Source organism: Streptomyces coffeae (genome assembly GCF_016741875.1).
Lineage (GTDB): Bacteria > Actinomycetota > Actinomycetes > Streptomycetales > Streptomycetaceae > Streptomyces > Streptomyces coffeae.
On record NZ_JAERRF010000001.1, the window covers coordinates 15,951 to 40,003 of the forward strand.

23 protein-coding genes and 1 pseudogene are annotated in these 24,053 nt (G+C 70.1%); 16 read left to right on the forward strand and 8 right to left on the reverse strand.

Annotated features, from left to right (window positions below; translation table 11 throughout):
• The first annotated feature begins 4 nt into the window (after positions 1-4).
• The 8 genes and pseudogenes from JK363_RS00070 to JK363_RS44995 all read left to right on the forward strand — a co-directional run.
• Positions 5-340, forward strand: coding sequence for a YbaB/EbfC family nucleoid-associated protein (locus JK363_RS00070; RefSeq protein WP_201870403.1), 336 nt, complete (start codon positions 5-7; stop codon positions 338-340).
• Positions 341-520: 180 nt separating this feature from the next.
• Positions 521-1,120: a recombination mediator RecR gene (gene recR / locus JK363_RS00075; protein ID WP_201870404.1), complete on the forward strand. Its 600-nt coding sequence runs from the start codon at positions 521-523 to the stop codon at positions 1,118-1,120.
• Positions 1,113-1,781 (forward strand): DUF5063 domain-containing protein, encoded by a 669-nt coding sequence (locus JK363_RS00080; protein ID WP_201870405.1) that lies wholly within the window; start codon positions 1,113-1,115, stop codon positions 1,779-1,781. Before recR ends, JK363_RS00080 begins: the two co-directional genes overlap by 8 nt.
• 363 nt (positions 1,782-2,144) lie before the next feature.
• Positions 2,145-3,425 carry an aspartate kinase gene (locus JK363_RS00085; RefSeq protein ID WP_201870406.1) on the forward strand — a complete coding sequence of 427 codons (1,281 nt, stop codon included), beginning with the start codon at positions 2,145-2,147 and terminating at the stop codon, positions 3,423-3,425.
• Complete coding sequence (locus JK363_RS00090; protein ID WP_201870407.1) at positions 3,422-4,501, forward strand: aspartate-semialdehyde dehydrogenase; 1,080 nt, start codon at positions 3,422-3,424, stop codon at positions 4,499-4,501. The genes JK363_RS00085 and JK363_RS00090 overlap by 4 nt, the downstream gene beginning before the upstream one ends.
• 449 nt (positions 4,502-4,950) lie before the next feature.
• Positions 4,951-5,526 carry a SigE family RNA polymerase sigma factor gene (locus JK363_RS00095; protein ID WP_030829843.1) on the forward strand — a complete coding sequence of 192 codons (576 nt, stop codon included), beginning with the start codon at positions 4,951-4,953 and terminating at the stop codon, positions 5,524-5,526.
• Positions 5,523-6,854, forward strand: coding sequence for a hypothetical protein (locus JK363_RS00100; RefSeq protein ID WP_201870408.1), 1,332 nt, complete (start codon positions 5,523-5,525; stop codon positions 6,852-6,854). Before JK363_RS00095 ends, JK363_RS00100 begins: the two co-directional genes overlap by 4 nt.
• Before the next feature lie 127 nt (positions 6,855-6,981).
• A pseudogene (locus tag JK363_RS44995) lies at positions 6,982-7,845 on the forward strand (SURF1 family protein); the annotation flags it as partial.
• On the opposite strand, the gene JK363_RS00110 reads toward JK363_RS44995, so the two are convergent.
• Positions 7,745-9,730, reverse strand: coding sequence for a S9 family peptidase (locus tag JK363_RS00110; protein ID WP_236075483.1), 1,986 nt, complete (start codon positions 9,728-9,730; stop codon positions 7,745-7,747). The pseudogene JK363_RS44995 and the gene JK363_RS00110 sit on opposite strands and share 101 nt — an antisense overlap.
• 126 nt (positions 9,731-9,856) lie before the next feature.
• Between JK363_RS00110 and JK363_RS00115 the strand changes: the two genes are divergently transcribed.
• Complete coding sequence (locus tag JK363_RS00115) at positions 9,857-10,231, forward strand: nuclear transport factor 2 family protein (protein ID WP_201870410.1); 375 nt, start codon at positions 9,857-9,859, stop codon at positions 10,229-10,231.
• An 82-nt stretch (positions 10,232-10,313) separates the two neighbouring features.
• Here the strand turns inward: JK363_RS00115 and JK363_RS00120 are convergent, their stop codons facing one another.
• Entirely contained in the window at positions 10,314-11,591 is a 1,278-nt protein-coding gene (locus JK363_RS00120; RefSeq protein WP_201870411.1) for a cytochrome P450, read from the reverse strand.
• Positions 11,592-11,911: 320 nt separating this feature from the next.
• Here JK363_RS00120 and JK363_RS00125 point away from each other — a divergent pair, with 320 nt between their 5' ends.
• Positions 11,912-12,658: a VOC family protein gene (locus JK363_RS00125; RefSeq protein WP_201870412.1), complete on the forward strand. Its 747-nt coding sequence runs from the start codon at positions 11,912-11,914 to the stop codon at positions 12,656-12,658.
• A 49-nt stretch (positions 12,659-12,707) separates the two neighbouring features.
• Here the strand turns inward: JK363_RS00125 and JK363_RS00130 are convergent, their stop codons facing one another.
• Both JK363_RS00130 and JK363_RS00135 read right to left on the reverse strand, forming a co-directional pair.
• The gene (locus JK363_RS00130; protein WP_201870413.1) at positions 12,708-13,607 is read right to left on the reverse strand and encodes an ABC transporter permease; all 900 of its coding nucleotides are present in this window, start codon (positions 13,605-13,607) and stop codon (positions 12,708-12,710) included.
• Entirely contained in the window at positions 13,604-14,581 is a 978-nt protein-coding gene (locus JK363_RS00135; protein WP_201870414.1) for an ATP-binding cassette domain-containing protein, read from the reverse strand. The genes JK363_RS00130 and JK363_RS00135 overlap by 4 nt, the downstream gene beginning before the upstream one ends.
• Before the next feature lie 269 nt (positions 14,582-14,850).
• Here JK363_RS00135 and JK363_RS00140 point away from each other — a divergent pair, with 269 nt between their 5' ends.
• Positions 14,851-15,237, forward strand: a complete 387-nt coding sequence (locus JK363_RS00140) for a VOC family protein (protein WP_201870415.1) — start codon at positions 14,851-14,853, stop codon at positions 15,235-15,237.
• Positions 15,238-15,267: 30 nt separating this feature from the next.
• Here the strand turns inward: JK363_RS00140 and JK363_RS00145 are convergent, their stop codons facing one another.
• From JK363_RS00145 to JK363_RS00155, 3 genes are all read right to left on the reverse strand, one after another.
• Complete coding sequence (locus JK363_RS00145; RefSeq protein ID WP_201870416.1) at positions 15,268-15,705, reverse strand: DnaJ family domain-containing protein; 438 nt, start codon at positions 15,703-15,705, stop codon at positions 15,268-15,270.
• A 106-nt stretch (positions 15,706-15,811) separates the two neighbouring features.
• Complete coding sequence (locus tag JK363_RS00150) at positions 15,812-16,252, reverse strand: TOBE domain-containing protein (RefSeq protein WP_201870417.1); 441 nt, start codon at positions 16,250-16,252, stop codon at positions 15,812-15,814.
• 232 nt (positions 16,253-16,484) lie between these two features.
• Positions 16,485-16,907, reverse strand: a complete 423-nt coding sequence (locus JK363_RS00155) for a hypothetical protein (protein WP_201870418.1) — start codon at positions 16,905-16,907, stop codon at positions 16,485-16,487.
• A gap of 319 nt (positions 16,908-17,226) precedes the next feature.
• Between JK363_RS00155 and JK363_RS00160 the strand changes: the two genes are divergently transcribed.
• The 3 genes from JK363_RS00160 to JK363_RS00170 are packed head-to-tail and all read left to right on the forward strand — an operon-like array spanning position 17,227 to position 19,469.
• Complete coding sequence (locus JK363_RS00160) at positions 17,227-17,697, forward strand: cation:proton antiporter regulatory subunit (RefSeq protein WP_201870419.1); 471 nt, start codon at positions 17,227-17,229, stop codon at positions 17,695-17,697.
• A 3-nt stretch (positions 17,698-17,700) separates the two neighbouring features.
• Positions 17,701-18,993: a cation:proton antiporter gene (locus JK363_RS00165; RefSeq protein WP_201870420.1), complete on the forward strand. Its 1,293-nt coding sequence runs from the start codon at positions 17,701-17,703 to the stop codon at positions 18,991-18,993.
• 59 nt (positions 18,994-19,052) lie between these two features.
• The gene (locus JK363_RS00170) at positions 19,053-19,469 is read left to right on the forward strand and encodes a pyrophosphohydrolase domain-containing protein (RefSeq protein WP_307821519.1); all 417 of its coding nucleotides are present in this window, start codon (positions 19,053-19,055) and stop codon (positions 19,467-19,469) included.
• A gap of 19 nt (positions 19,470-19,488) precedes the next feature.
• Here JK363_RS00170 and JK363_RS00175 read toward each other — a convergent pair whose 3' ends face one another.
• The gene (locus tag JK363_RS00175) at positions 19,489-19,854 is read right to left on the reverse strand and encodes a hypothetical protein (RefSeq protein ID WP_201870422.1); all 366 of its coding nucleotides are present in this window, start codon (positions 19,852-19,854) and stop codon (positions 19,489-19,491) included.
• Between the two features lie 360 nt (positions 19,855-20,214).
• Between JK363_RS00175 and JK363_RS00180 the strand changes: the two genes are divergently transcribed.
• Together JK363_RS00180 and JK363_RS00185 are read left to right on the forward strand one after the other, a co-directional pair.
• Positions 20,215-21,705 carry a membrane-associated oxidoreductase gene (locus JK363_RS00180; RefSeq protein WP_201870423.1) on the forward strand — a complete coding sequence of 497 codons (1,491 nt, stop codon included), beginning with the start codon at positions 20,215-20,217 and terminating at the stop codon, positions 21,703-21,705.
• A 110-nt stretch (positions 21,706-21,815) separates the two neighbouring features.
• On the forward strand, positions 21,816-23,894 hold the full coding sequence (locus tag JK363_RS00185; RefSeq protein ID WP_201870424.1) for a nuclease-related domain-containing DEAD/DEAH box helicase: 2,079 nt from the start codon (positions 21,816-21,818) through the stop codon (positions 23,892-23,894).
• Positions 23,895-24,053 lie beyond the last annotated feature (159 nt).

Genomic DNA, 24,053 nt, shown 5'->3' on the forward strand with positions numbered 1-24,053 from the left:
AGTCGTGATCCCCGGTGGTGGCCAGCCGAACATGCAGCAGTTGCTGCAGCAGGCTCAGAAGATGCAGCAGGATCTCGCCGCGGCCCAGGAGGAACTGGCCCGGACCCCCGTCGAGGGCTCCTCGGGCGGTGGCCTGGTGAAGGCGACGGTGACCGGGGCCGGTGAGCTCCAGGGCCTGGTCATCGATCCCAAGGCCGTGGATCCTGAGGACACGGAGACCCTCGCGGACCTCGTCGTCGCGGCCGTCCGCGACGCGAACCACGCCGCGCAGGAGCTCCAGCAGCAGAAGCTCGGCCCGCTGGCCCAGGGGCTGGGCGGCATGCCGGGCCTCCCCTTCTGAGGCTGCGGGAACCTCTTCTCCGGAGGCGCACGGTGTCTCCGGGGCGGACGGCGTCTTCGGGGGTGGCGACTCGGGGCGGCTCGGGGTGCCTTCGGGGCCTGACGGCTCCGGTCGGGCAGCGAAACCGAATATTCATGTGAAGTACAGCCACCGCGCGTCGGCGCGAGATTGGATGAAGGCGTGTACGAGGGCGTGGTCCAGGACCTCATCGACGAGTTGGGCAGGCTGCCCGGCGTCGGTCCCAAGAGCGCGCAGCGGATCGCCTTCCACATCCTTCAGTCCGAGCCGACCGACGTCCGCCGCCTCGCTCATGCGCTGACCGAGGTCAAGGAAAAGGTGCGGTTCTGCGCGGTGTGCGGGAACGTCGCCGAGGCCGAGCAGTGCCGGGTCTGCCAGGACCCGCGCCGCGACCCGGCGGTCATCTGCGTGGTCGAGGAGCCGAAGGATGTGGTGGCGATCGAGCGGACCCGCGAGTTCCGCGGTCGTTACCACGTACTCGGCGGAGCGATCAGCCCGATCGAGGGCGTGGGCCCGGACGATCTGCGGATCAGGGAGCTGCTGGCCCGGCTCGCGGACGGGACGGTCACCGAACTCATCCTGGCCACCGATCCGAACCTGGAGGGCGAAGCCACCGCCACGTACCTCGCGCGCATGGTCAAACCCATGGGTTTGAAGGTCACACGTCTGGCCAGTGGTCTCCCAGTCGGGGGAGACCTGGAGTACGCCGACGAGGTCACGCTGGGTCGTGCCTTCGAAGGGAGAAGACTTCTCGATGTCTGACGCAACGCTGCACGACGCCCACCCGGATCCGGACGACTTCGCGGTCCAGATCGCCGACCAGATCGAGAGTTTCATCGTCGCGGTCACCGAAGTCGCCAAGGGCGACGAACCGGACAGCGCTGTGCCGTTCCTGCTGCTCGAACTGTCCCAGCTGCTGCTGGCGGGCGGGCGGCTCGGGGCGCACGAGGACTTCGTCCCGGACGAGCGGTACGAGCCGGACGTCGGCCCGGAGCCGGACGTCGACGAGCTGCGGGAGCGGTTCGCCCAGCTGCTGGAGCCGGTCGACGTCTACTCGGAGGTCTTCGACCCGTACGTTCCGCGCGCCGAGCCCGTCGCCAGCCGGATCTCCGACGACCTGGCCGGGATCATCACCGATCTGCGGCACGGAATGGCCCACTACCGCGAGGGGCGGATCAGCGAGGCGCTGTGGTGGTGGCAGTTCTCGTACCTGTCCAACTGGGGAACGATGGCCTCCGCCGCGCTGCGCGCCCTCCAGTCGCTGGTTGCGCACGTCCGGCTGGACAGCCCGCTCGACGAGCTGGACGGGCTGGACACCGACAGCGGCGCCGCGGGCGGTGACGAGGAGCTCGCCGAGGAGGCCGGGCGGGTCATGGCGGCCGAGATCGCGGGGCCGCTCGGGATCCGCTCCGTCCAGCGCTGAGGCGGCCGGGAACACGGGGTCGGGGGCGGTCCGGGGGGTGGTCCGGGGCGGTGCTCAAGCCCGTGCCCAGGACCGTTCCACCGACTGTCCACCGACTGTCCACCGGCTGTCCCGCCCTGTGAGCTGAATTACGTTTCTGTATGCATCGCCTGGAAGCGGGCAGGGTTGGTCGCTGAGCGAGTGGTGTGGGATGCGGGGAGAGACGCCGGTACCTGGACGTTGTACCGCCTGATCCTCCTGGTCCCCCTGGTCCAGCTGATCACTGAGTGAGTCGTGTGTCTCGCTATGTGACATTGGACCGGCAAATTCCGGCCGCTCGTTAGACTGAGCCGACCGCATTATTGAGAGCTGCGAGGAGCGCACGTGGGCCTTGTCGTGCAGAAGTACGGAGGCTCCTCCGTTGCCGATGCCGAGGGCATCAAGCGGGTCGCCAAGCGAATCGTGGAAGCCAAGAAGAACGGCCACCAGGTCGTTGTTGTGGTTTCCGCCATGGGCGACACGACGGACGAGCTGATCGATCTCGCCGAGCAGGTATCCCCGATCCCCACCGGCCGCGAGTTCGACATGCTGCTGACCGCGGGAGAGCGGATCTCCATGGCCTTGCTGGCGATGGCGATCAAAAACCTGGGGCACGAGGCGCTGTCGTTCACCGGCAGCCAGGCGGGAGTCATCACCGACGCGGTCCACAACAAAGCGCGGATCATCGACGTCACGCCCGGCCGCATCCGCGATGCGCTCGAGCAGGGCGCCGTCGCGATCGTCGCGGGCTTCCAGGGCGTGTCCCAGGAGAGCAAGGACATCACTACCCTCGGCCGGGGCGGCTCGGACACCACCGCGGTGGCACTGGCAGCGGCCCTGGACGCCGAGGTGTGCGAGATCTACACCGACGTGGACGGCGTGTTCACCGCCGATCCGCGTGTGGTGAAGAAGGCTCGCAAGATCAACGAGATTCCGTACGAGGACATGCTGGAGCTCGCCGCGAGCGGCTCCAAGGTGTTGCATCTGCGCTGCGTCGAGTACGCGCGCCGCTATGACATCCCCATCCACGTACGGTCGTCTTTCTCCGGTCATGTCGGCACCTGGGTGCGCAATCGGCCGGAGGCGGGAGAAGGAGAGCAAGGCATGGAGCAGGCGATCATCTCCGGGGTCGCGCACGACACGTCCGAGGCCAAGGTCACGGTCGTCGGGGTGCCGGACAAGCCGGGTGAGGCCGCGGCCATCTTCCGCACCATCTCCGACGCCGAGATCAACATCGACATGGTGGTGCAGAACGTCTCCGCCGCGTCGACCGGTCTGACCGACATCTCCTTCACGCTGCCCAAGACGGACGGCCACAAGGCGATGGAGGCGCTGACCAAGGCGAAGGCGTTGATCGGCTTCGACTCGCTGCGCTACGACGACCAGGTCGCCAAGATCTCGCTGGTCGGTGCCGGTATGCGCACCAACCCGGGTGTGACCGCGACCTTCTTCGAGGCGCTGTCGAACGCCGGGGTCAACATCGAGCTGATCTCGACCTCCGAGATCCGCATCTCGGTCGTCACCCGCGCCGACGATGTGAAGGACGCGGTCGTCGCCGTGCACAGCGCGTTCGGCCTGGACAGTGACAGCGTCGAGGCCGTCGTGTACGGAGGGACCGGCCGATGACACGCGCCGGCGGTGCCGCCGGTGGCCGGAAGCCGACACTCGCTGTGGTCGGCGCGACCGGCGCCGTCGGCACCGTCATGCTCTCGATCCTCTCCGAACGCGCCGACATCTGGGGCGAGATCCGGCTGATCGCCTCGGCGCGCTCGGCCGGCCGGAAGCTGACCGTCCGGGGAGAGCAGGTCGAGGTCGTCGCGCTGAGCGAGGAGGCGTTCGAGGGCGTCGACGTCGCGATGTTCGACGTGCCGGACGAGGTCTCGGCGCAGTGGGCGCCGATCGCGGTCGGCAAGGGCGCGGTCGCCGTCGACAACTCCGGCGCGTTCCGGATGGATCCGGACGTCCCCCTGGTCGTCCCGGAGGTGAACGCGCACGCGGCCCGGGTCCGCCCGCGCGGCATCATCTCCAACCCCAACTGCACCACCCTGTCGATGATCGTCGCGCTGGGCGCGCTGCACGCCGAGTTCGGGCTGAGCGAGCTGATCGTCTCCTCGTACCAGGCGGTGTCCGGCGCGGGCAAGGAAGGCGTCGACACCCTGCGCGAGCAGATGGCGCTGGTCGCCGGTACGGACCTGGGTACGCATCCCGGGGACGTACGGCGGGCGGTCGGCGACACCGGGCCGTTCCCCGCGCCGATGGCGCTCAACGTGGTGCCGTTCGCGGGCTCGCTCAAGGAGGACGGCTGGTCCTCCGAGGAGCTGAAGGTGCGCAACGAGTCCCGCAAGATCCTCGGTCTGCCGGAGCTGCGGGTCACCGCGACCTGTGTGCGCGTTCCTGTCATCACCACGCATTCGCTCGCCGTGCACGCGCGGTTCGAGAACGAGGTGACGGTGGCGGCGGCGCACGAGATCCTGGCGGCCGCACCGGGCGTGGTGCTGTGCGACAACCCGGCGGAGGGGGAATTCCCCACCCCGGCCGATGTGGTGGGCACCGACCCGACATGGGTGGGCCGGGTACGGCGTTCGCTGGACGACCCGAAGGCGCTGGAGCTGTTCGTCTGCGGCGACAACCTGCGGAAGGGCGCCGCACTCAACACCGCGCAGATCGCCGAGGTCGTGGCGGCGGAGCTGACCGGGGTCTAGCGGCTCCCGGGGTCCAGCGGCTCCCGGGATCCACCGGTGCCGCCGCGCACTGTTGCGGAGCGACGGCGTAAAGTGACGTTTCCGCAGCGCACCTCTGTCGGCAGCTTCGGCAGGATGTGAATATCCTGTGCGCATGTGACGGGCCGGGCTCCGACGACCTGGGCCGATGACATGGCAGGCGAATTCGTTCCCCGCACGCAGCAACCCGCTGCGTGCGGGGAGCGTCTTTCCAGCCGCCCTTTGGCGGGGCGCTGTGGAAACTGGGTCATAGGGGAAGAGTTGGTGCGCATGGGGGCATTCGATGCGTCGTCAAAAGCGGTGCCTCGCGCGTACAACCCTGACGGGGGGCAGCGTGTCCAACAGGCGTGGCAGAGGTATTCGGCATCGCAACGGTTCCTGGGCGCGGCGGCGCGGCGGTACAACCCCCGCGGCGGCGTGCTCCAGGCGGCATGCCGGTGATCGCGCCATGGCCGACTGCCCGCCCCGCGCACATCACCACAGGGCGCGAGGACACTGACGACGCGATGGCAGCGGGCACCACAGTCGATCACCTCACCGAGACCTATCGCGCCCACTACCGGTCGCTGCTCGGTCTCGCCGCGCTCCTGCTCGATGACACCGCGTCCTGCGAGGACGTCGTGCAGGAGGCGTTCATCCGTGTTCACTCGGCGCGCAAGAGAGTCCGGGACCCCGAGAAGACCCTCGCCTATCTGCGGCAGACGGTCGTCAATCTCTCCCGCTCCGCGCTGCGCCGCCGCATCCTCGGGCTCAAGCTGCTTTCGAAGCCGATGCCCGATATGGCCAGTGCCGAGGAAGGGGCGTACGAACAGCTTGAGCGCGACCAACTGATCAAGGCGATGAGGGGACTTCAGCGCCGCCAGCGCGAGGTCCTTGTGCTGCGCTACTTCGCCGATATGACCGAGGCCCAGGTGGCTGAGACGCTGGGCATATCGCTCGGCTCGGTCAAGGCGTACGGTTCGCGTGGCATCGCGGCGCTTCGCGTCGCCATGGAGGCTCCGGCATGAACGACAGCACACAGAAGCCGGGCCCGGGAAACCCCGACCGGCGGGACGGCCACGGGCCCGAGCCCGAACCCGAGAGCGGCCGCGACCGTGACCTGGACGCCGTCGCGCCCGAGGGCGCGGACGGCGCGGCTGGTACGGACGACGGCCCGGACAGTGCGCCGGGTACGGGGTCCGGTGGTACGGGGTCCGGTGGTACGGAGTCCGGTGGTACGGGTTCCGGTGGTACGGAGTCCGAGGGCGCGCGCTCCGAGGGTGCTGAGCTCGGCGGAACGGGGCCGGAGGGCGAACGGTCCGACGGTGCTGAGCTCGGCGGAACGGACTCCGGTGGCGTGGGCGAAGAGGCGCTGCGGCTGCTGATGCACCGCGCGGTCGACGATCTCGCACCCTCGCCCCACTCCCTGGAGCAGCTGCGGCGCGCGGTGCCCGTTCGCCGCACCCGGCGCCGTCAGGCCCTCGTGGGGGCCGTGGCGGCCGTGGTGCTCGGCGGTGCCGCGCTTCCGGCGCTGGTCCATGTCGCGACCACCGGCGGCGGTGGCGCGAACGACCGTCCGGCCAACGCGGGCAGCAGCCACCGCACCCCGGGGACCGCCGGGGGCCAGCGCGGCGGCGGCAGCGGCGGCCAGGGCACCGACCGGCCCTCCGACCGCGTCGAGACGGACAAGCACGACCGGCGCCACGGCGGCAAGAAGGACAAGCCGACCGAGGAGGACCCCAAGGGCGACTCGGGCGGTACCGCGCCCGACCCCTCGGGCACGCTGAACGCCACGTCGCCCACCTGTACCCGCACCCAGCTCAGCAGCGGTGCGGGGTCGGCCGGGAGCGCGGACGCCGAGGGCCGGGTCTACGGCTCGTTCCGGGTCTCGAACGTCTCGGACCGTGCGTGCACGGTGGAGGGCAGCGGTGCCGTCAACGCGAGCGCGCAGGGCGGCGCGGACACCTCGCGCATCTTCGTGGTGGACCACACGGCGGGCGACGCGGCCACGGATCTGCCCGACCCCGCCACCCAGCCGGGCACGCTGATCCTTCAGCCGGGCCAGGCGTACGAGGTGCGGTTCGCGTGGATCCCGGCGTCGGGCGGAGGGACGAGCGGCTGCTCCACCAACGGCGGCACCCCGAGCCCCGACCCGACCCCGCCCCCGGACGGTTCGTCCCCGGACGACCCCGGCGCGGGCGAATCGGGCGGCACCCCGGGCGGTGAGGAGCCACCGGCCGCGAGCGTCCTGGTCAGCCATACGCCGGAGGCGGGCGACCCGGCGGCCGGATCCGTGACCGTCAGCGGGGCCTGCGCGGGGACGGTCTACCGCACCGGACTGCTGGCCGCCTCCTAGCGGGCGGTCCGTCGGCCGCCGTGGCCGCCTCCCGGCAGCGTCGGAACGGCCCGCCCGGCCGTTCCGGCACTCCTCCGGCACAGGGGGCGACGCCGGAGGTGGACCCGGGGGCCCGTACCGTGGTGGTGTGTATCGGTTTCTGCTGACGCCCCGCTGGTGGGTGATCAACGTCTTCACCGTGCTGGCGATCCCGTTCTGCCTGTTCATGGGCAGCTGGCAGCTCAGCCGGTTCGAGGCGCGCGTCGACACGCACAAGCAGCAGGAGGACCGGGCATCCGGTGCCCGGCGCGCCGCGGCCCGGCCGCTGAGCGAGCTGCTGCCGGTCAGCGAGAAGACCGCGGGGCGGCGGGCGACCGCCACCGGCCGATACGACACCGAGCACCAACTCCTCGTGCCCGACCGGCGGCTGGACGACCGCGACGGCTTCTATGTGCTGACCCTGCTGCGCACCGACGGAGGCAAGGCGCTGCCCGTGGTCCGCGGCTGGCTTCCCGGAAACGCCGACAGCAAGGCCGCCACCGCGAAGGTGCCCGCACCACCGACCGGTGAGGTGACGGTCACCGGGGCCCTTCAGGCGACCGAGCACCAGGGCAGCGGCGGGGTGGGCTCCGGCGGTCTTCCGACGGGGCAGCTGGGCATGATCAGCGCGGCCTCTCTGGTCAATCTGGTGCCGTACGAGGTGTACGACGCGTGGATCACCTCCTCCGAGGCGACCGGGGCCCTGAAGCCGGTGCCCCCCGTGGTGGCCGCGGGCACCGGGCTTGACCTCAAGGCGTTCCAGAACCTCGGTTACACCGGTGAGTGGTTCGTCTTCGCGGGGTTCGTGGTCTTCATGTGGTTCCGGCTGTTCCGGCGCGAGGTCGAGACGGCGCGCGACCTCGCGCTCGGCCTCATCCCGTCGGAGGACCCGGCACCACAGACTCCGGGGCAACGGGCTCCGGCACCACAGGCTCCGGCACAGCAGCCGGAGCGGACTGCGGAGGACCGGCCGGAGCAGACGCCGGCGGAGAACCCGGCAGGCTAGAGCCCGCGGGAGAACCCGGCCAGGGCGCCAGATGGCGCTGGACGAACTCGATCTCCAGCCGCAACTGCTTGATCCGCTCCTCGACGACCAGCGAGCCATGTCCCGCGTCATAGCGGTACACCTCGTGCGGGGCATCGCGCCGCTTGAGCCGCTCCACATAGTTGTCGATCTGCCGTATCGGGCAGCGTGGGTCGTTCACCCCCGCGGAGATGTAGACCGGGGCCCGCACCTCGTCGACGTATGTCAGCGGGGAGGACGCCGTGAAGCGCTCCGGCACCTCCTCCGGGGTGCCCCCGAGCAGGGTGCGGTCCATCGCCTTCAGGGCCTCCATCTCGTCGTGGTAGGCCGTGACGTAGTCGGCGACCGGGACCGCTGCCAGCCCCAGCGCCCATGCTTCGGGCTGGGTGCCCAGCCCGAGCAGGGTCAGATAGCCGCCCCAGGAGCCGCCCGCCAGCACCAGCCGCTCGGGGTCGGCCAGCCCGGAGGCCACCGCCCACTCCCGGACCGCCGCGATGTCCTCCAGCTCGATCAGCCCGACCCGGTGCTTGAGGGCGTCCGTCCACGCCCGCCCGTAACCCGTCGAACCGCGGTAGTTGACCCGGACCACGGCGAAGCCGTGGTCCGCCCAGGCCGCCGGACCGGCCGCGAACGCGTCGCTGTCGTGCCAGGTGGGCCCGCCGTGGATATCGAAGACGGTGGGGAAGGGGCCCTTGCCCTCGGGCTTCTGCACCAGCGCGTGCACCGGGCCGCCCGGCCCTTCGACCCATGCGTCGGTGACCGCCACGGAGGCCGGGGCCTTGAACCCCGGTGGGTCGAGCACGGTCCGCCCGCTCGTCGAGCGCACCCGCGGCGGCTGCTCGGCCGATGACCACAGGAACTCCACCGTGCCGTCCGGCCGCGCCGAGGCGGCGGAGATCGTGCCCGCGGGCGTCTCGATCCGGGTCAGCTCGCCGGAGCCGAGGTCGTACCGCCACAGCTCGCTGCGCGCCTGATAGCTGTGCTCGACCAGCAGCGCCGCACCGTCCGGGAACCAGTCCGCCCCGACGTCCCCCGGCAGATCGATCGACAGCGCCGTCTCCACACCGGTCAGCGGATCCCACACCACGGGCTCCCAGCGGCCGCGCCGCTGATGCCCGACGAGCAGCCGGGTGTCGCCCTCGACCGGTGCGAAGCCCATCACGGAGAGCCCGAGCTCCTCGGTGCCGCCCTTGGTGTCGTCCAGCTCGGCAACGGCCGTGCCGTCCCGCCGCACGACCCGGATCGCCGAGTGCATCGCGTCACCGTGCTCGGTGTGCTCGATGGCGATCAGCGAGCCGTCGTGAGAGAGATCACCCACCCCGGCCGACTCCCGGTGGCGGTAGATCTCCTCCGGCTCCGCTCCCGGCCGCACCACATGGATCGTGGAGCCCTCTTCGTCGGTGGAGCGGCCGATGACCGCCGTGCCGTCCCGGCCCAGCGCGAGCCCGGCCGGATAGGAGGGCTCAAGACCGGCCGCCGCGGGCTCGTCGGCCTGCCTCTGTCCCGCCGCGCGGTCTCCGGCCGCCGCGGTGCCCGCCTCCGCCGCGCCCCGGTCCGTGCCGCCGTCGAACGGCTGCCGCAGCCACACCCCGAACTCATCGCCATCGGTGTCCGAGAACCACCAGATCCACTGTCCGTCCGGGGTCAGCACCCCATCCGTCGTCCCGTTCGGCCGGTCCGTCACCTGCCGCTGGGCACCGGTGGCCCGGTCCCACGCGTACAGCTCGTACGTCCCCGTGGCGTTCGAGACGAACAGCGAGCGGTCCGGAGCGTCCTCCGCCCAGTCGGGCAGACCCACTCGCGGCGCCCGGAAGCGCTTCTCCCAGTCCGGCATGGACTCCGTGCTCTCAGTCATGTCCCCCATTCTGCGTCGCACCGCCCCCTCGCGCTGGCGTCCCCCCGCGCCTGTGGATAACGTTCGCGACGGGGACGAACGGCCTGCGTACATGGAGGGGGACTGATGGGCGACATAAGCGCGACTGTCGAGACGTACTGGGCGACAGCCCAGGCCAGGGACTGGCGGGCGTTCGGCGCCACGCTCGCCGACGACGTCCGTTACGAGCTGCCGCAGACCCGCGAGCGGGTGGTCGGCCGGGACGGTGTGGTCCGCTTCAACGCCGAGTACATGGGTGAGTGGAGCCTTGAGGTCGAGCGCGTCGTCGCCGACAGCACCCAGGCGGTCTCCTGGGTCCGGTTCACCGTGGACGAGGAGGAGACCCAGGGCATCAGCTTCTTCACCTCCGCGCCGGACGGCCGGATCCAGACCATCACCGACTTCTGGCCCGCCCCGTACGAACCCCCGCTGGAGCGCGAGCAGATGGCCGAGCGCTTCTGACCGTCGTCCCCGTCCCTTCCCCCTCCTGCGCCCCGCCCCGTTCCCGCCCGTTCGCCGCCCCTTCTCATCGCCACCGGGGCGATTACCCCAGCACCACCGGCAGTTCGTCCACGCCGTACACGATGGACAGCTTCCGGAACGAGAGCTGCTCCGCCGGGCCCGCCAGCCGCATATGCGGGAAGCGCCGCACCAACGCGGGGTAGGCCGCCCGGAGTTCCATACGGGCCAGTTCGGCGCCTATGCAGCGGTGGATGCCGTGGCCGAAGGCCAGGTGGGACGAGGACTGCCGGTGCGGATCGACGCGCTCCATGTCCGGGCCCAGCTTCTCGTCGCGGTTGGCCCCGCTGAGCGAGCACAGCACGAGATCGCCTGTGGATATCTTCGTGCCCCCGATCTCCATGTCCTCGCGGGCGAAGCGCGGGAACGCCACCTGCACCACGGTGAGATAGCGCAGCAGCTCCTCCACGAACGGGTCGACCACCTCGTCCCGGTCGCGCATCGCGGCGAACTGGTCGGGCGCCTGGAGCAGGACGAGCGTGCCGAGGGCCAGCATGCTCGCGGTGGTCTCGAGACCGCCGGTCAGCACCCCGTCCGCCAGGCCCGCGAGCTCCTGGTCGTCGAGATCGTCCCCGTGCTCCTTCACCAGCATGCCGAGCAGTCCGTCGCCCGGTGTCTCGCGCTGCTTGCGGACGATGCCGTGCAGATACGCGAGCTGGTCGGACATCGCGCCGAAGGAGGCGTTCGCCCCGCCGAAGAGGTCGAAGCGGGCCGTGCTGTGCCGCTGGAAGTCCTCCCGGTCCTCGTACGGAACGCCCAGCAACTCGCAGATGACCAGGGCCGGGATGGGGAGCGCGAACGCCTCCACCAGATCGACCGGCCCCTCCGCCGCGGCCATCGCGTCGAGGCGCTCCTCCACGATCGCGTGGATGCGTGGGGTGAGCCTGCTGAGCCGCCGCATGGTGAATTCGGGCGTCAGCAGGCGGCGCAGTCTCGTGTGCACGGGTGGATCGCTGAAGCCGAGGCCGCCCGGATTCTGCTGCGCGGCGACCCCGATGTTCCGCTCCGCGAGATTGGTGAAATCGGAACTGAAGCCCTTCGCTTTCCCCAGCACGGCCTTGGACTCGTCATATCCGGTGACAAGCCAGGCATTTATCCCAAAGGGGAGCGGGAGCTTGCTGATGGGCTCCTTCGCCCTGGTTCGGGACAGATCGGCAACGGGGTCGAGTCCCTCACGCCTCAGAGGTGCCAGGGTGGCGTCCGGGAGAAACGACATCTTGGACAGGTCGAAGCCGTTTCTGTGAATCCTCGAAAAATACTTGCGGCCCAGCCAGGTGACGATGTTTGAGCGGAGATTCGACATGGCGCAATACTGCACTGCCTCCGCAGGGCGACCGTCCACAGGCGCCAAGCCCGCATCGGTGTGATACGCCACAAAGCCCTCGTCCGCCCTTCCACCCGTCGGTCCGGCGGCGCGGCCCTCGGCCCGGAGGGTCGCGGTGGCGGGGTCCGGCGATCCGGAGGAAAGTGGAGATACCGGGCGTGATGCCCGTGCGGTGAGGGCTGCGCGCCGCACGGCGAGCGCGGCGCGGCGAGCACGGCGGAGTGGGAAGCGGAGTGAGGTGAGCGGTCTTGCGGGAGAGATTCCGCGCTGTCCAGGGGGCGCCGTGCTGGGTCAGTCTCATGGCAGCGGATCTGGACCGCGCGCACGCCTTCTACGGTGACCTCTTCGGCTGGGGCTTCCGGCCCACCCGACAGGGCCACGGCCGCTACACCATCGCGTACACCGAGGGCGGCGTACCGACCGTCGGCATCGGGGCGTCGTCGCCGTCGGCGGGGATGACACTCCCGGTCACCTGGACCACGTACTTCGCCGCGGACAGCGCGGACGAGGTGGCCCAGCGCGCCCAGGAGCGCGGGGGCACGGTCGCGGTCGGGCCGCTGGAGTTCGGCAGCGGCCGAGTGGCCTGGGCGGCCGATCCGGAGGGCGCGGTCTTCGGCATCTGGGAGGGTGATCTCACCTCCGCCTGGTGGGGCGAGCGTCGGCCGGGCGCGCCCGTATGGCTGGAACTGCGCACCCGTGACGCGTTCGACGCTGCGCTCTTCTACGGCCAGGTCTTCGGCTGGGACGCGCAGGAGCGGGAGCGGCTCGACGTGCGGTTCGAGCACGACCGGGTGGTGCTGCACATCGACGGCAAAGCGGTGGCGGGGCTGCGCGGTGGCGCCCTGGAGGCCGCGCCCGACCCGAATGTCCGGCCCCGCTGGCATGTCTACTTCCAGGTGGTGGACGTCGATTTCGTGGCCGCCCGAACCGTGGAACTCGGGGGCAGCATGATTTCCCCGCCGGCCGACACCCCCTATGGGCGGATCGCGGCGCTCCGGGATCCGGAGGGCGGAATCTTCAGCGTGGCGGCGCTCCCGCGGACCTGACCCGGTGTCCGTCCGTGACCCGGTGTCCGTCCGGGCGGGGGCATCGCGTTCACGAGAGCACCCGGCGGCGGAAATTCCGGAGGCCGAACCCGAGAAAGGCCACACAGAACCCCACCAGCACCGGATAAACAACGTAGAGCGGCATATGCGAAGCATGGGTGAGTCCCGCCCGCATGCCCTCGGTGATATAGATCAGCGGATTGACGAGCACCAGGATCTGAAGCCAGTGGAATCCGCCGAGATGGACGAGGGACAGCTTGGTCCACTGGTAGTACGTGCCCCCGAGGAACACCAGCGGCAGCACGATGAAGCCGAACATGACGCCGATGTTCTGCGGCTCGAACGAGGTGCCGAGCAGCAGCCCCAGCGACGTCATGGCGATACAGGCCAGCGGGATCAGGGTGATCACGACCCACCAGTGGACCTCCAGATCGGCGCGCACCCCGGGGGCGTGCACCACTGCCGCGATCGGAAAGACGAGAATCGCCGAGATCAGCCCTTGGGTCGCTCCCGAGAGCACCCGTGCGACCGCCACCAGCCAGATCGGGCAGGGCGCCTGTACCCGGTCCTCGATTTCCCGGGTGAAGCCGAATTCCTGCGACATCTGGATTGCCACCGACTGAATCCCCTGGAACATGATCGCGATCGAGACCACCCCCGGCACCAGAACGGTCGCGAACGCGGATTCCCCGGCCTCGCCGCCGCCCGATCCAATGCCCTGTCCGATGGTGGGGAAGACATAGAGGAAGACGAAGACGAGGAGGAAGGGCTGCATCAGCGTGCGGCCCACGAATTCGCCGAAGTTCTTCATCAGAACGGTCAGATCCCGCCGGATGAGCGCGGCCAGGGCGGAACGGCTGGCCGCCGCCGCGGACCGGGCGGGACGTACGGTGATGCGGCCCTCCGGGGGACCGGGAGTGGGGCGGGGGCGGCCGCTCGCCGCGGTCATTCGTCCCTCAGCTCCTTCCCGGTCAGGGAGATGAACACGGTCTCCAGCGTGGCCGCGCTGACGGACAGGTCGATCAGCCGGAAGCCGCCGTTCTCCGCCGCGTTGACGATCCGGGGCAGCAGCCGTTCATTGCCCTTGACCTGGAGTTCGACCCCGCCCTTGATCGGCCGGACCCGGACCACCTCGGCGATCTCACGGGTCAGCAACTCGCCGAGCGCATCCGCGTCACCGCGCGCCAGCACGGTGACGACGGTGTCGGCGTCCACGCTCTGTTTGAGGGCCGCGGGGGTGTCCAGGGCGAGGATCCGGCCGTGATCGATGATGGCCACCCGGTCACAGAGCTGATCGGCTTCGTCCATGTTGTGCGTGGTCAGCAGGATCGTCTGACCGTCGGCGATCAGCCGGTCCAGAATTTCCCACAGGGCGATGCGGCTCTGTGGATCGAGACCGGCGCTCGGCTCGTCGAGGAACAGCACGGCCGGGCGGTGGAAGATCGCACGGGCCACCATCAGCCGCTGAGCCATCCCGCCGGACAGCGCGTACACCGAGGACGACGCCCACTTCGAGAGCCGGAACTCCTCCAGCAGCCCGTCGGCCACCTGGCGTGACCGCTTGCCGGACATCCCGAACAGCAGCCCGTGGAAGTAGAGGTTCTCCCAGACGGTGAGCGAACGGTCCAGGGTGTTCTGCTGGGTGACGACCGCGATGACCTGCTTGGCCAGCGCGGGATGGGCGATCACATCGATATCGCCGATGTACGCCGAACCGGCCGTGGGGACAACACGGGTGGTGAGCATCCCGACCGTGGTGGTCTTGCCCGCTCCATTGGGGCCGAGCAGCCCGAAGATCTCGCCGTGGTAGACCTCCAGATCCAGCCGGTCCACGGCGGCGAAGTCCGTATGGGGATAGATCTTGGTCAGCCCGGCGGTGTGGATGACCGTCTCGGGGCGACGCGTGTTCTCGATCGTCGCCATGGTGCTCCCCATGGGCCCGAGGGAAGAAAGCGGACTCTCCGGGAGTACCCGGACGCCGCCTGCTCACGCGCCGAGGTGGCCCGTGCTCCCGGGGCGCGGCGCGGGAAAGGAGCGCTGACTACGGAGCGCAGAAATCGGTCACAAACGGTCATGGTCTCGACGCCGCAGATTGCTGCCGCCTACGATCGGAAGTACGGCATCGCGTGTCGGTCACCGGCCGGGTGAGACATGGAGGTGCCCGTGAGACTGCCTTACGGAGGCATTCCACCGTGTCAGTCGAGCTGAACCACACGATCATCCACGCCCGCGACAAGCGGGAATCCGCCGAATTCCTGGCGAACATCCTGGATCTTGAGGTCGGGGCCGAATGGGGCCCGTTCATCCCGGTGCAGACCAGTAACAGCGTCACCCTGGACTTCGCCACCATTCCCGCCGAGTCCATCGCCATGCAGCACTATGCGTTCCTCATCTCCGACGAGGAGTTCGACGCGGCATTCGCGCGAATCCAGGACCGGGGCATCACCTATTACGCTGATCCGCACCGGAAGGAACCGGGTGAGATCAACCACTATCACGGCGGGCGCGGGCTGTACTTCCTGGACCCGTCCGGTCATGCGATGGAAATCCTCACCCGGCCGTACGGCAACGAGGAGTAGGAGGGAGATCCAGTCGGGCTTCCGGTCGACCTAGTCGGTCTTCCGGTCGGCTGGATCATCGGTCTCGTCGGCCGCTCGCCGCTCCCGCCATTCCCTGACGACCTCATCGATGTCGATGGGCGCCAGATTGAGCGGTGGGCCCGGCGGCGGTCGGCGGATCGCCTCACGGATCTTGTCGTTGACCTCCGAGAGCAACTCCCGCAGCGCGCGCTCCGACGGCGCCTCGGTGGCCGCCGCGAGTGCGTCCTCCGCCTCCTTGCGCAGCACGAGCGTCGGCGGCAGGAAGGAGAGATTCTCCCGGTTCATCTTCTCCTTTACCCACCACAACTCGTCATAGGGGCGGTTGAGGTGGGGGAGGGGCTTTCCGAATCCCGGCAGATCGGTGAAGTCACCGCGCTCCTCCGCCTCGCGGATCTGCCGGTCCGCCCATGTCTCGAAGCTGATGCCTGGTGGCTTGCGCTCGGTCATATCCGCAATTGTCCCTCGCACGCCCCGGAATGCGCTACAGCCCCTTTCGGCCCAGCCGCATGTGTACCGCGCTGAGCGCGGCGTCGAAAACGCCGGAATTCATGGGCTACCTGGGCTGCGTGGGCTCCATGGTGGCGAGCGACACCTCGGTGGACTTGATCAGGGCGGTGACACGGGTGCCCTCGGCGAGTTCGAGGTCTTGCACCGCCTCCTGGGTGATGGCGGCGGTGAGCTCCCCGCCTCCCTCGAGCGTGATGACAACGGTGGCCATGGCCGCCCCGAGCGCGAGGCGGTCGACCGTGCCCGGAAGCCGGTTGCGGATGCTCAGCCCCGAGACCTCGCCGGTGGCCAACGCGACCTCGGTGGCCTTGGCCAACGCCGTCACCGGGGACCCCTCCACGATGCCGAGTTCCTCGACGGCGCCCAGGGTCACCGCGGCCGTCACGATCTGGCCACCGGCCAGTCGGCTCTGGACCGTGGCCATGGCCTCCCCCGGGGTCACGGCGATGACGGTGGCGGGGAGTTGATTGCGGATGCTGAGGCTCATGGGTGCACCACTCCGGAAGCGGAGTCGAAGGCCGGGAGAGCCTTGGGGGCGATCTCCGCTGACGCCCCCACCCTAGACATCGCGCCCCGTATGCGACGGGAGGCGCTCGCGGCGGCAGGCGGCCGGGTCGCGGCGCAACCTCATCGGCCCGGTCCGTGCGCGGCGCTCCGGCAGCAGCCGGAACGGCTCGGTCCGACGGCGAGCGCCGTTCAGTTCAACGGCGAGGTGCCGTTCAGTCCGACGGCCAGGTGCCGTGCCCGGGCGGCGTGATCCGCCGGTACCCGGCACGGGCGTTGACGATCCGCGCGAGGGCGGTCCCGGCGACGGCCGCGGCGAGCAGGCAGGCGAGCCATCCGGTGTCACGCCCCTGCGCCCAGGTGAGCTCCCCCGACGGCGGGATGGCGAAGGCGTTGAGGAACAGCCAGCACAGGGCCGCCGTGCCCGGGGCCGCCACAAGACGCGCACACAGCCCCAGCAGCGCGGCCAGCAAGGACAGCGCGATCAGGGCGAAGCCCGGGCGGCCGTGGCCACCGAGGAAGTTGACGACCGCCACCAGCAGCAGCGCGCCGACAAACGCGGCGACCCAGATCACCGGGGTGGCGACGGGCTCGGGGACGGGCCGTACACCGGAGCTGAGCTGCCTCCACTCGATCATGGTCACCGTCCTCCTCATGGCTCGCGGCCTCATCGTCGCCGCCGGCCCGCACCCGTCGATCGGCCACTCTCGACAGCCAACCACTCCCGAGGCCCCGCCGCGCCCGAAACCCGTGCACTCCCGTGGCCCGACCGCTCCCCGGTGGCCACGGGACGCCGCGGGCCCCGGTCGATTCCACGGGTCCACGGGGCGGGAACCGTCCCGGCGGCCCTGGCCGACTGCCTGCCATTACCCATTCTTTACCATTCATCAGGATGGCAGAAGTGGCTGGGCGCGAAAGGCGCGGCAAGGAGGAGGATCAACTGTGGGCGCTCCGCGGATGAGCAGTACGCCGTTGCCGGGGATCGGTGTGCGCTACGACCTGACCACGCGCGAGCGACGCCGTCTGTCCGTGATCGCGCATCGCGACGGCGGACGCACGCTCAGCGCGTACCGGAAGGAGGACCCGGACGCCTGCGCTCTCTCCACACGGCTGACGGCCGAAGAAGCGGAAGCACTCGTCGATGCCCTGATGCCGTCCCACCACACTCCGAACCTCCTCTCCACCACCGAACTGGGCCTGGTGGCCGAGCGGATCGAGCTGGCCTCGGCCTCGTACTGGAACGGGCGGGTGCTCGGCGAGACCCGGATGCGGACGGAGACCGGCGCCTCGATCGTGGCGGTGCTGCGCCGCTCCGGCGCGATCCCGTCCCCCGCGCCCGACTTCCGGCTGGCCGGTGGGGACATCCTGATCGTGATCGGCACCCGCGAAGGTGTGGACACCGCCGCGGCGATACTCGGGCGGGAGTGAGCCGTGCACTCTTCCGCCGTCTTCCTCATCGAGTTCGGTGCGGTGATCCTGGGCCTCGGGCTGCTGGGACGGCTGGCCGGACGGCTCCAGTTCTCCCCGATTCCGCTCTATCTGCTCGCCGGTCTGGCCTTCGGCAAGGGCGGACTGCTGCCGCTCGGCGCGAGCGAGGAGTTCGTCGCCATCGGCGCCGAGATCGGCGTCATCCTGCTCCTGCTGATGCTCGGCCTCGAGTACACCGCCAGTGATCTGGTCAGCAACCTCAAGACGCAGTACCCGGCCGGACTTGTCGACGCCGCGCTCAACGCGCTGCCCGGCGCCGTCATGGCCCTGCTGCTGGGGTGGGGGCCGGTGGCCGCGGTGGTGCTGGCCGGGGTCACCTGGATCTCCTCCTCGGGTGTGATCGCCAAGGTCCTCCGGGACCTGGGCCGGCTCGGCAACCGCGAAACCCCGGTGATCCTGAGCATCCTGGTCCTCGAGGACCTGGCCATGGCCGTCTATCTGCCGATCGTCACCGCCCTGTTGGCCGGGGCGGGCCTGGCCGCGGGCAGTGCGACCCTGGCCGTCGCCCTCGGCGTCGCCGGGCTGGTGCTCTTCCTGGCGGTCCGGTACGGCCGGGTCATCTCCCGCTTCGTCTCCAGTGACGACCCCGAGAAGCTGCTGCTGGTGGTGCTGGGCCTGACCCTGCTGGTGGCCGGAATCGCCCAGCAGCTCCAGGTGTCGGCGGCCGTGGGGGCGTTCCTCGTCGGTATCGCGCTGTCCGGGGAGGTGGCCGAGGGAGCGCACAATCTGCTCAGTCCGTTGCGGGATTTGTTCGCCGCGGTGTTCTTCGTCTTCTTCGGTCTGAACACCGACCCCGCCAGTATTCCGCCGGTGCTGCTGCCCGCGCTGCTGCTGGCTGTGGTCACCGCGGGTACGAAGATCGCCACCGGATACTGGGCGGCATGGCGCGCCGGGATCCCGTCCCGGGGCCGCTGGCGGGCCGGTGGCACGCTGGTCGCCCGCGGCGAGTTCTCCATCGTCATCGCCGGGCTCGCCGTCACCGCCGGGATCGAACCCTCGCTCGGGCCGCTGGCCACGGCGTATGTGCTGATCCTGGTCGTGCTCGGCCCGCTCACCGCCCGTGGCACCGAACCCCTCGTCTCCCGGCTGACCGCCCGCCGCACGAAGCGGCGGGCGGAGCGGCCCGTACGGGCGGAACGGGCGGAACGGACCGAAGGCGACGGCGGTGCGGCACCCGCGGCGGAGGAGCCCCGGGAGACGGTGGCGGACGAGTACGACACGCTCGGCCGCTCATGAGCGGAGGCCGGGCGCCCGGCCCGGAACGGAACGGGCGCCCGGCCGCGTACGATCGGCGGGTGCATCGTTCTCCTGCCGATCTGGTCCGCGTATTCCATCTGGCCTTCGGTCTCGACGCCCGGACGACGCCCACCGCGGTCTCGTCCGAACTGGCCGCGCAACGCCAGGACTTGCTGGCCGAAGAGGTCGCCGAAGTCGCCGAGGCGTCTGCCGAGGGCACCCTCGCCCATCTCGCCCATGAACTGGCCGACGTGGTCTATGTCGCGTACGGCACCGCGCTTGTCCATGGGATCGATCTCGACGCGGTGATCGCCGAGATTCACCGGGCCAATATGACCAAGCTGGGCCCCGACGGGCGTCCCACTCTCCGGGCCGACGGCAAGGTCCTCAAGGGGGACCACTACCAGGCGCCGGATGTACCTGCGGTACTGCACCGGCAGGGCTGGAGAGCCGCGGACGACAAGAACCGGAAGTGACGGGGGCGGGGCGCGGGGCCTACGACGTACGGCGCAGCGTCCAGCTGTTGGGGTCGAAGCTGGGAACGGCCGAATAGCGGCAGGCGCCGCTGTAGTACCTGTTGGTGATCGTCCACCCCGAGGGCGGCAAGGTGGAGGAGCATGCGTTCACCTGCGTGCCCACCGGATAGCCGGTGAGCTGCTTGATCTGCTTCATGTTGGGGTCGAAGGTGCCGGAGCCGCAGCTCCAGCTGTTCCACCACTGGGTGTCCACATAGCCGGCGGGGGTGAGTTGGCTGCCGCACATGTTCATGGTGTCACCGGGGGCGGCGCTCGCGGTCGCCATACCGGTGGCGGTGACCGCGGCGGTCAGGAGGGCGAGACAGGCGATGCGTCTACGGATCACGTCGGGTCTCCTTGTCGGCGCCGGTGTCCGCGCCGACGGTTGTCGGCACCCGGCCAGGCGCTGCGCCTTTCCTATCCGGCGGACTCAGGCCGCGGACAGCCACCTTTCGGACGTGTGGATTCATGGAACGGCTACACCGCAACTCGGGTTCTGTAACAACAGCGATGTCCCAACTCAGATTCACCACAATGACGTTGGCAGCGACGCCGCACAGGTGATCTGCTGACGCAACAGCTGCCCACCGCGTAACGTCTGCGACGCACCGGCCTCCGGCCCCGGTCTCCGAGGCCGAGGGCCTCCATCGCGCCCTCTCCAGAGGAGAGTTGACACCCCAAAGGCCCGCGCGACACCATCCCGCCGATGGAGATCAACGACCTGACGCCCGCGGAACGCCGCGTATGGGAAGCATTCCCGCTGGGCGAAGGCGTCGATTTCCGCGCCGACGGTGAGGACGACCCCGAGCCCGGCACGGAATGGGGACCCGAACGGACCGTACGCGCCGCGGTGTTGCGGGCCTTGCTGCTCGACGGTCCGGTAAGCGAGGGTGAGATACCCGCTCTGAAATTACTCGGCGCTCGCATCACCGGGCAGCTGGACCTCCGCTACGGAACCATCGAGCACCCGGTCCGCTTGCGGCACTGCGTTTTCGAGAACCCGCCGGCCCTGTACGGCGCCCAATTCCGCACCTTGGCACTCAAGCATTCCGTATTGCCCGGACTCACCGCCGGAGCCATTCGTGTGGACGGCGCCCTGCTGATGACCGGCTGCCGTTCCACCGGCCCGGTCCGGCTCGCGGGAGCGCATATCGGCGGAGCCGTCTTCCTCGACGGAGCCCGCCTCGAATCCCCGCTCACTCCGGCCGTACCGGACCCTGGTGAGCCCCCGGAAGCCGTGCTGGAACTCAACCAGGCCCTCGTCGGCCATGACCTTGTCGCCCGCGGCCTCGTCGCCCACGGCCTGATCCGGCTGAACGGAGCCACGGTCGACGGCGACGTGAACTTCGACGACGCCCACCTCCTGGCCCCCGGCCGTACCGCCCTGCACGCCGAGAACCTGACCGTCGGCACCGATCTGCGCGGTATGCGCATGCGGGCCCGGGGCCGCGTCAATCTGAGCGGCGCCAGGATCCCGCGCCATCTGAACTTCGCCTACGTCCGGCTCTCCCACCCCGAAGGCCAGGCCCTGCGCGCCAGCAGCGCCACCATCGGCGAGCTGTGGCTGCGCGAAGCCGCCCCGATCGAGGGTGCCCTGAATCTGCGCGGCGCCCAGCTCGACCTCCTCCATATCGCGCCGGAGGTGTGGCCCGACCGCGTCCGGATCGACGGCCTCAGCTATCGGAGCCTGACCCCGCACCTCCCCGCCGAGCAGCGACTTCCCCTGCTCGAACACGAGGAGGGCGGCTATCTCCCCTACCTCTACGAGCAGTTGACCACCGCCTACCGCACCGCGGGCGACGACGCGGCCGCACGCACCGTCCAACTCGCCAAACTCCGCCGCCACCGCCGCACCCTCCCCCGCTACGCCCGCCTCTGGGGCCACGTCCAGGACCTCACCGTCGGCTACGGCTTCCGTCCGATGCGCGCCGCCGGCTGGCTCCTGGCCCTCCTCCTCACCGGCGCCCTCACCTTCGCCCTCCACCACCCCCGCCCGCTGAAGCCCGACGAGGCCCCCGACTTCAACGCCCTCTTCTACACCGTCGATCTCCTCCTCCCGATCATCGGTTTCGGCCAGGAGCAAGCCTTCGGCCCCCAGGGCTGGTATCAGTGGCTCTCCTACACCCTGATCGTCACCGGCTGGATCCTGGCCACCACCATCGCCGCGGGCATCAGCCGCTCCCTGAGCCGCCAATAGCCGTCACCTGACCGCCCCGTGGCCACCCCCGCCGCCTCGCGCCCTGTCGTGTCCTCGCCCACCGCTTTATGATCATTACTCTGCGTACGAGGGTGCGTGAGGGGGCGTGCATGGCAGCTGGTGGATCCGCGTCGCGGCGAGCGCAGGAGGCACGACGGCAGGAGCGGCTGCTCAGAGAGCAGTGGCAGGCGGCCCGGCGGCAGGCACGCAGATGGGAAGCCGCCAGTGAGGGTGAACGCCGGGTCGCCGCACAGCTGTTGGTGCTGACAGAGCGCGGCTGGCGACTGCTGGTGGACCGCCGATGGCCGGGAACGCGCGCCGCCAATGTGGACATGCTGCTCATCGGCCCCGGCGGAGTGTTCGTCATCGACGTCAAGAACTGGCGCTCGGCCCCGCAGGCGTTGGACGGACGGCTCGTCGCCGACGGCGCGTCCCGCGATGAGCACGCCACCCGGCTCCTGGCCGTGACGAAGGTGGCCGAATCGGCGGTGGCGTCGCTCGGGATGTCCCCGGTCGCCGTCCAGCCCCTCATGGTCTTCGCGGGGCATCGTCTGCACGCCGAGCTGGGCAGGATCCGGCTGCTGGGGGAGCGCGAGGTCGGCCCGGCCCTCCTCTCCGAACGCCGTCGGGTGCCCGCCCCGACCGTGAACGCCATCGCCAACCATCTGGAACAGGTCTTCCCCGAGTACGAGGGGTCGTCCATACCCCAGGGTGCGTCGGAACCGATCGGCCCCCGGGCGGATTCAGCGGACGGCCTGTTCGACCTCGAAGGACTGCGCGAGGCGGCTCTCGACGAAGCGCTGAAGGCCCCGATCGAGCAGTGGATGACCTTCCTCCACCCCGACCAGGTCGCCCTGGTGCGCCGCAACTGGTCCGGCCCCGCACGCATCAGCGGCCCGGCCGGCACCGGCAAGACGGTCGTCGGACTGCACCGCGCGGCCCATCTCGTCCGGCGCACCAACGGCCGCGTCCTGTACGTCACCTTCGCCAACAACCTCCCCCGGGTGCAGGCGACCTTCCTCACGTCCATGTCCCCCGCCGTCGCCGACCGGGTCGACTTTCGCAGCCTGCACTCCTGGGCGCGGGAGTTCCTCCGCGACTGCGGCGTCGAGGCCCGGTTGAACGGCGACAAGGCCGAGACCGCCTTCAGCCTCGCCTGGAAGCATGTCGGCCGCGACAGTTGCCTCGCCGAGATCGACCCGGCGCCGACGTACTGGCGGGAGGAGATCGCCCATGTCATCAAGGGCCGTGGCATCACCTCCTTCGACGAGTACGCCACGGTGCCCCGCCTACGCCGCCGTACCAGCCTGCGACGGAACCACCGGCAAGCCGTATGGGCCCTGTTCGAGGCATACGAAGCGCTCCGCGCCGAACGCGGTGTGCACGACTTCAACGACGTCCTCTCCCTCGCCCTGACGGAAGCGCGCCGCCGCACCGGGCGGCACCGCCACACCGCCGTGATCGTGGATGAGGTCCAGGACCTCACCCTCGTCGGCGTCCGGCTGCTGCACAGCCTCGTCGGCGACGCCCCCAACGGACTGCTCCTGGTCGGCGACGGACAACAAGCCGTCTACCCGGGCGGTTTCCGCATGTCCGACGCCGGTATCGACATCCGTGGCGACCGTGCGCAGGTCCTGCGGACCAACTACCGCAACAGCAAGGAGATCCTCGACGCGGCACTCGCCGTCGTCGAGCAGGACACCTTCGAGGACATCGACGGGCTGCCCACCTCAGGCCGCCGGGATGTCGACCTCACCTACCACGACGGACAGGTGATCCATGTCTCCCGGCCCACCCGGGCCGAGCACGACCAAGCCCTCCTCGACGCACTCCGCGACCTCCCGCCCGGAGCCCGCGCCGACTCCGCGGTCCTGTGCCCTTCCACCCGCGCCATCGGCCAGTACCAGCGCCTCCTCGACCGCGCCGGCATCCCCGCCCGCCTCCTGGAGCACTACGACGGCCGCCCCGTCGACGCCGTCAAACTCGGCAGCTACCGCCGCGCCAAGGGCCTGGAGTTCAAACGCGTCTTCCTCCCCGACCACCAAGCGACTCTCTCCACCCCTGCCCCGGAAGCCTCCGAGACCCAATGCGAGCGCAGTGAGCTCTCCCGCAGCCAGCTCTTCGTGGCCATGACGCGCGCCCGCGACGTCCTCTGGCTGGGCAGCATCCACCGCCCGCCCCAAGCTTGATCCAAACAGGTTGGCCCCCTGTTGGGCCCCACGCGCGCAAAGGGCCTGTCCGCGAGAAGCGGATAGGTCCTTTGACCTGTGTCGGGGTGGCGGGATGTGGGACGTCACTGGCCGCTGCTTTCGCATCGCCTGGAAGGCGACTCCGGCCGACGTTGGCGC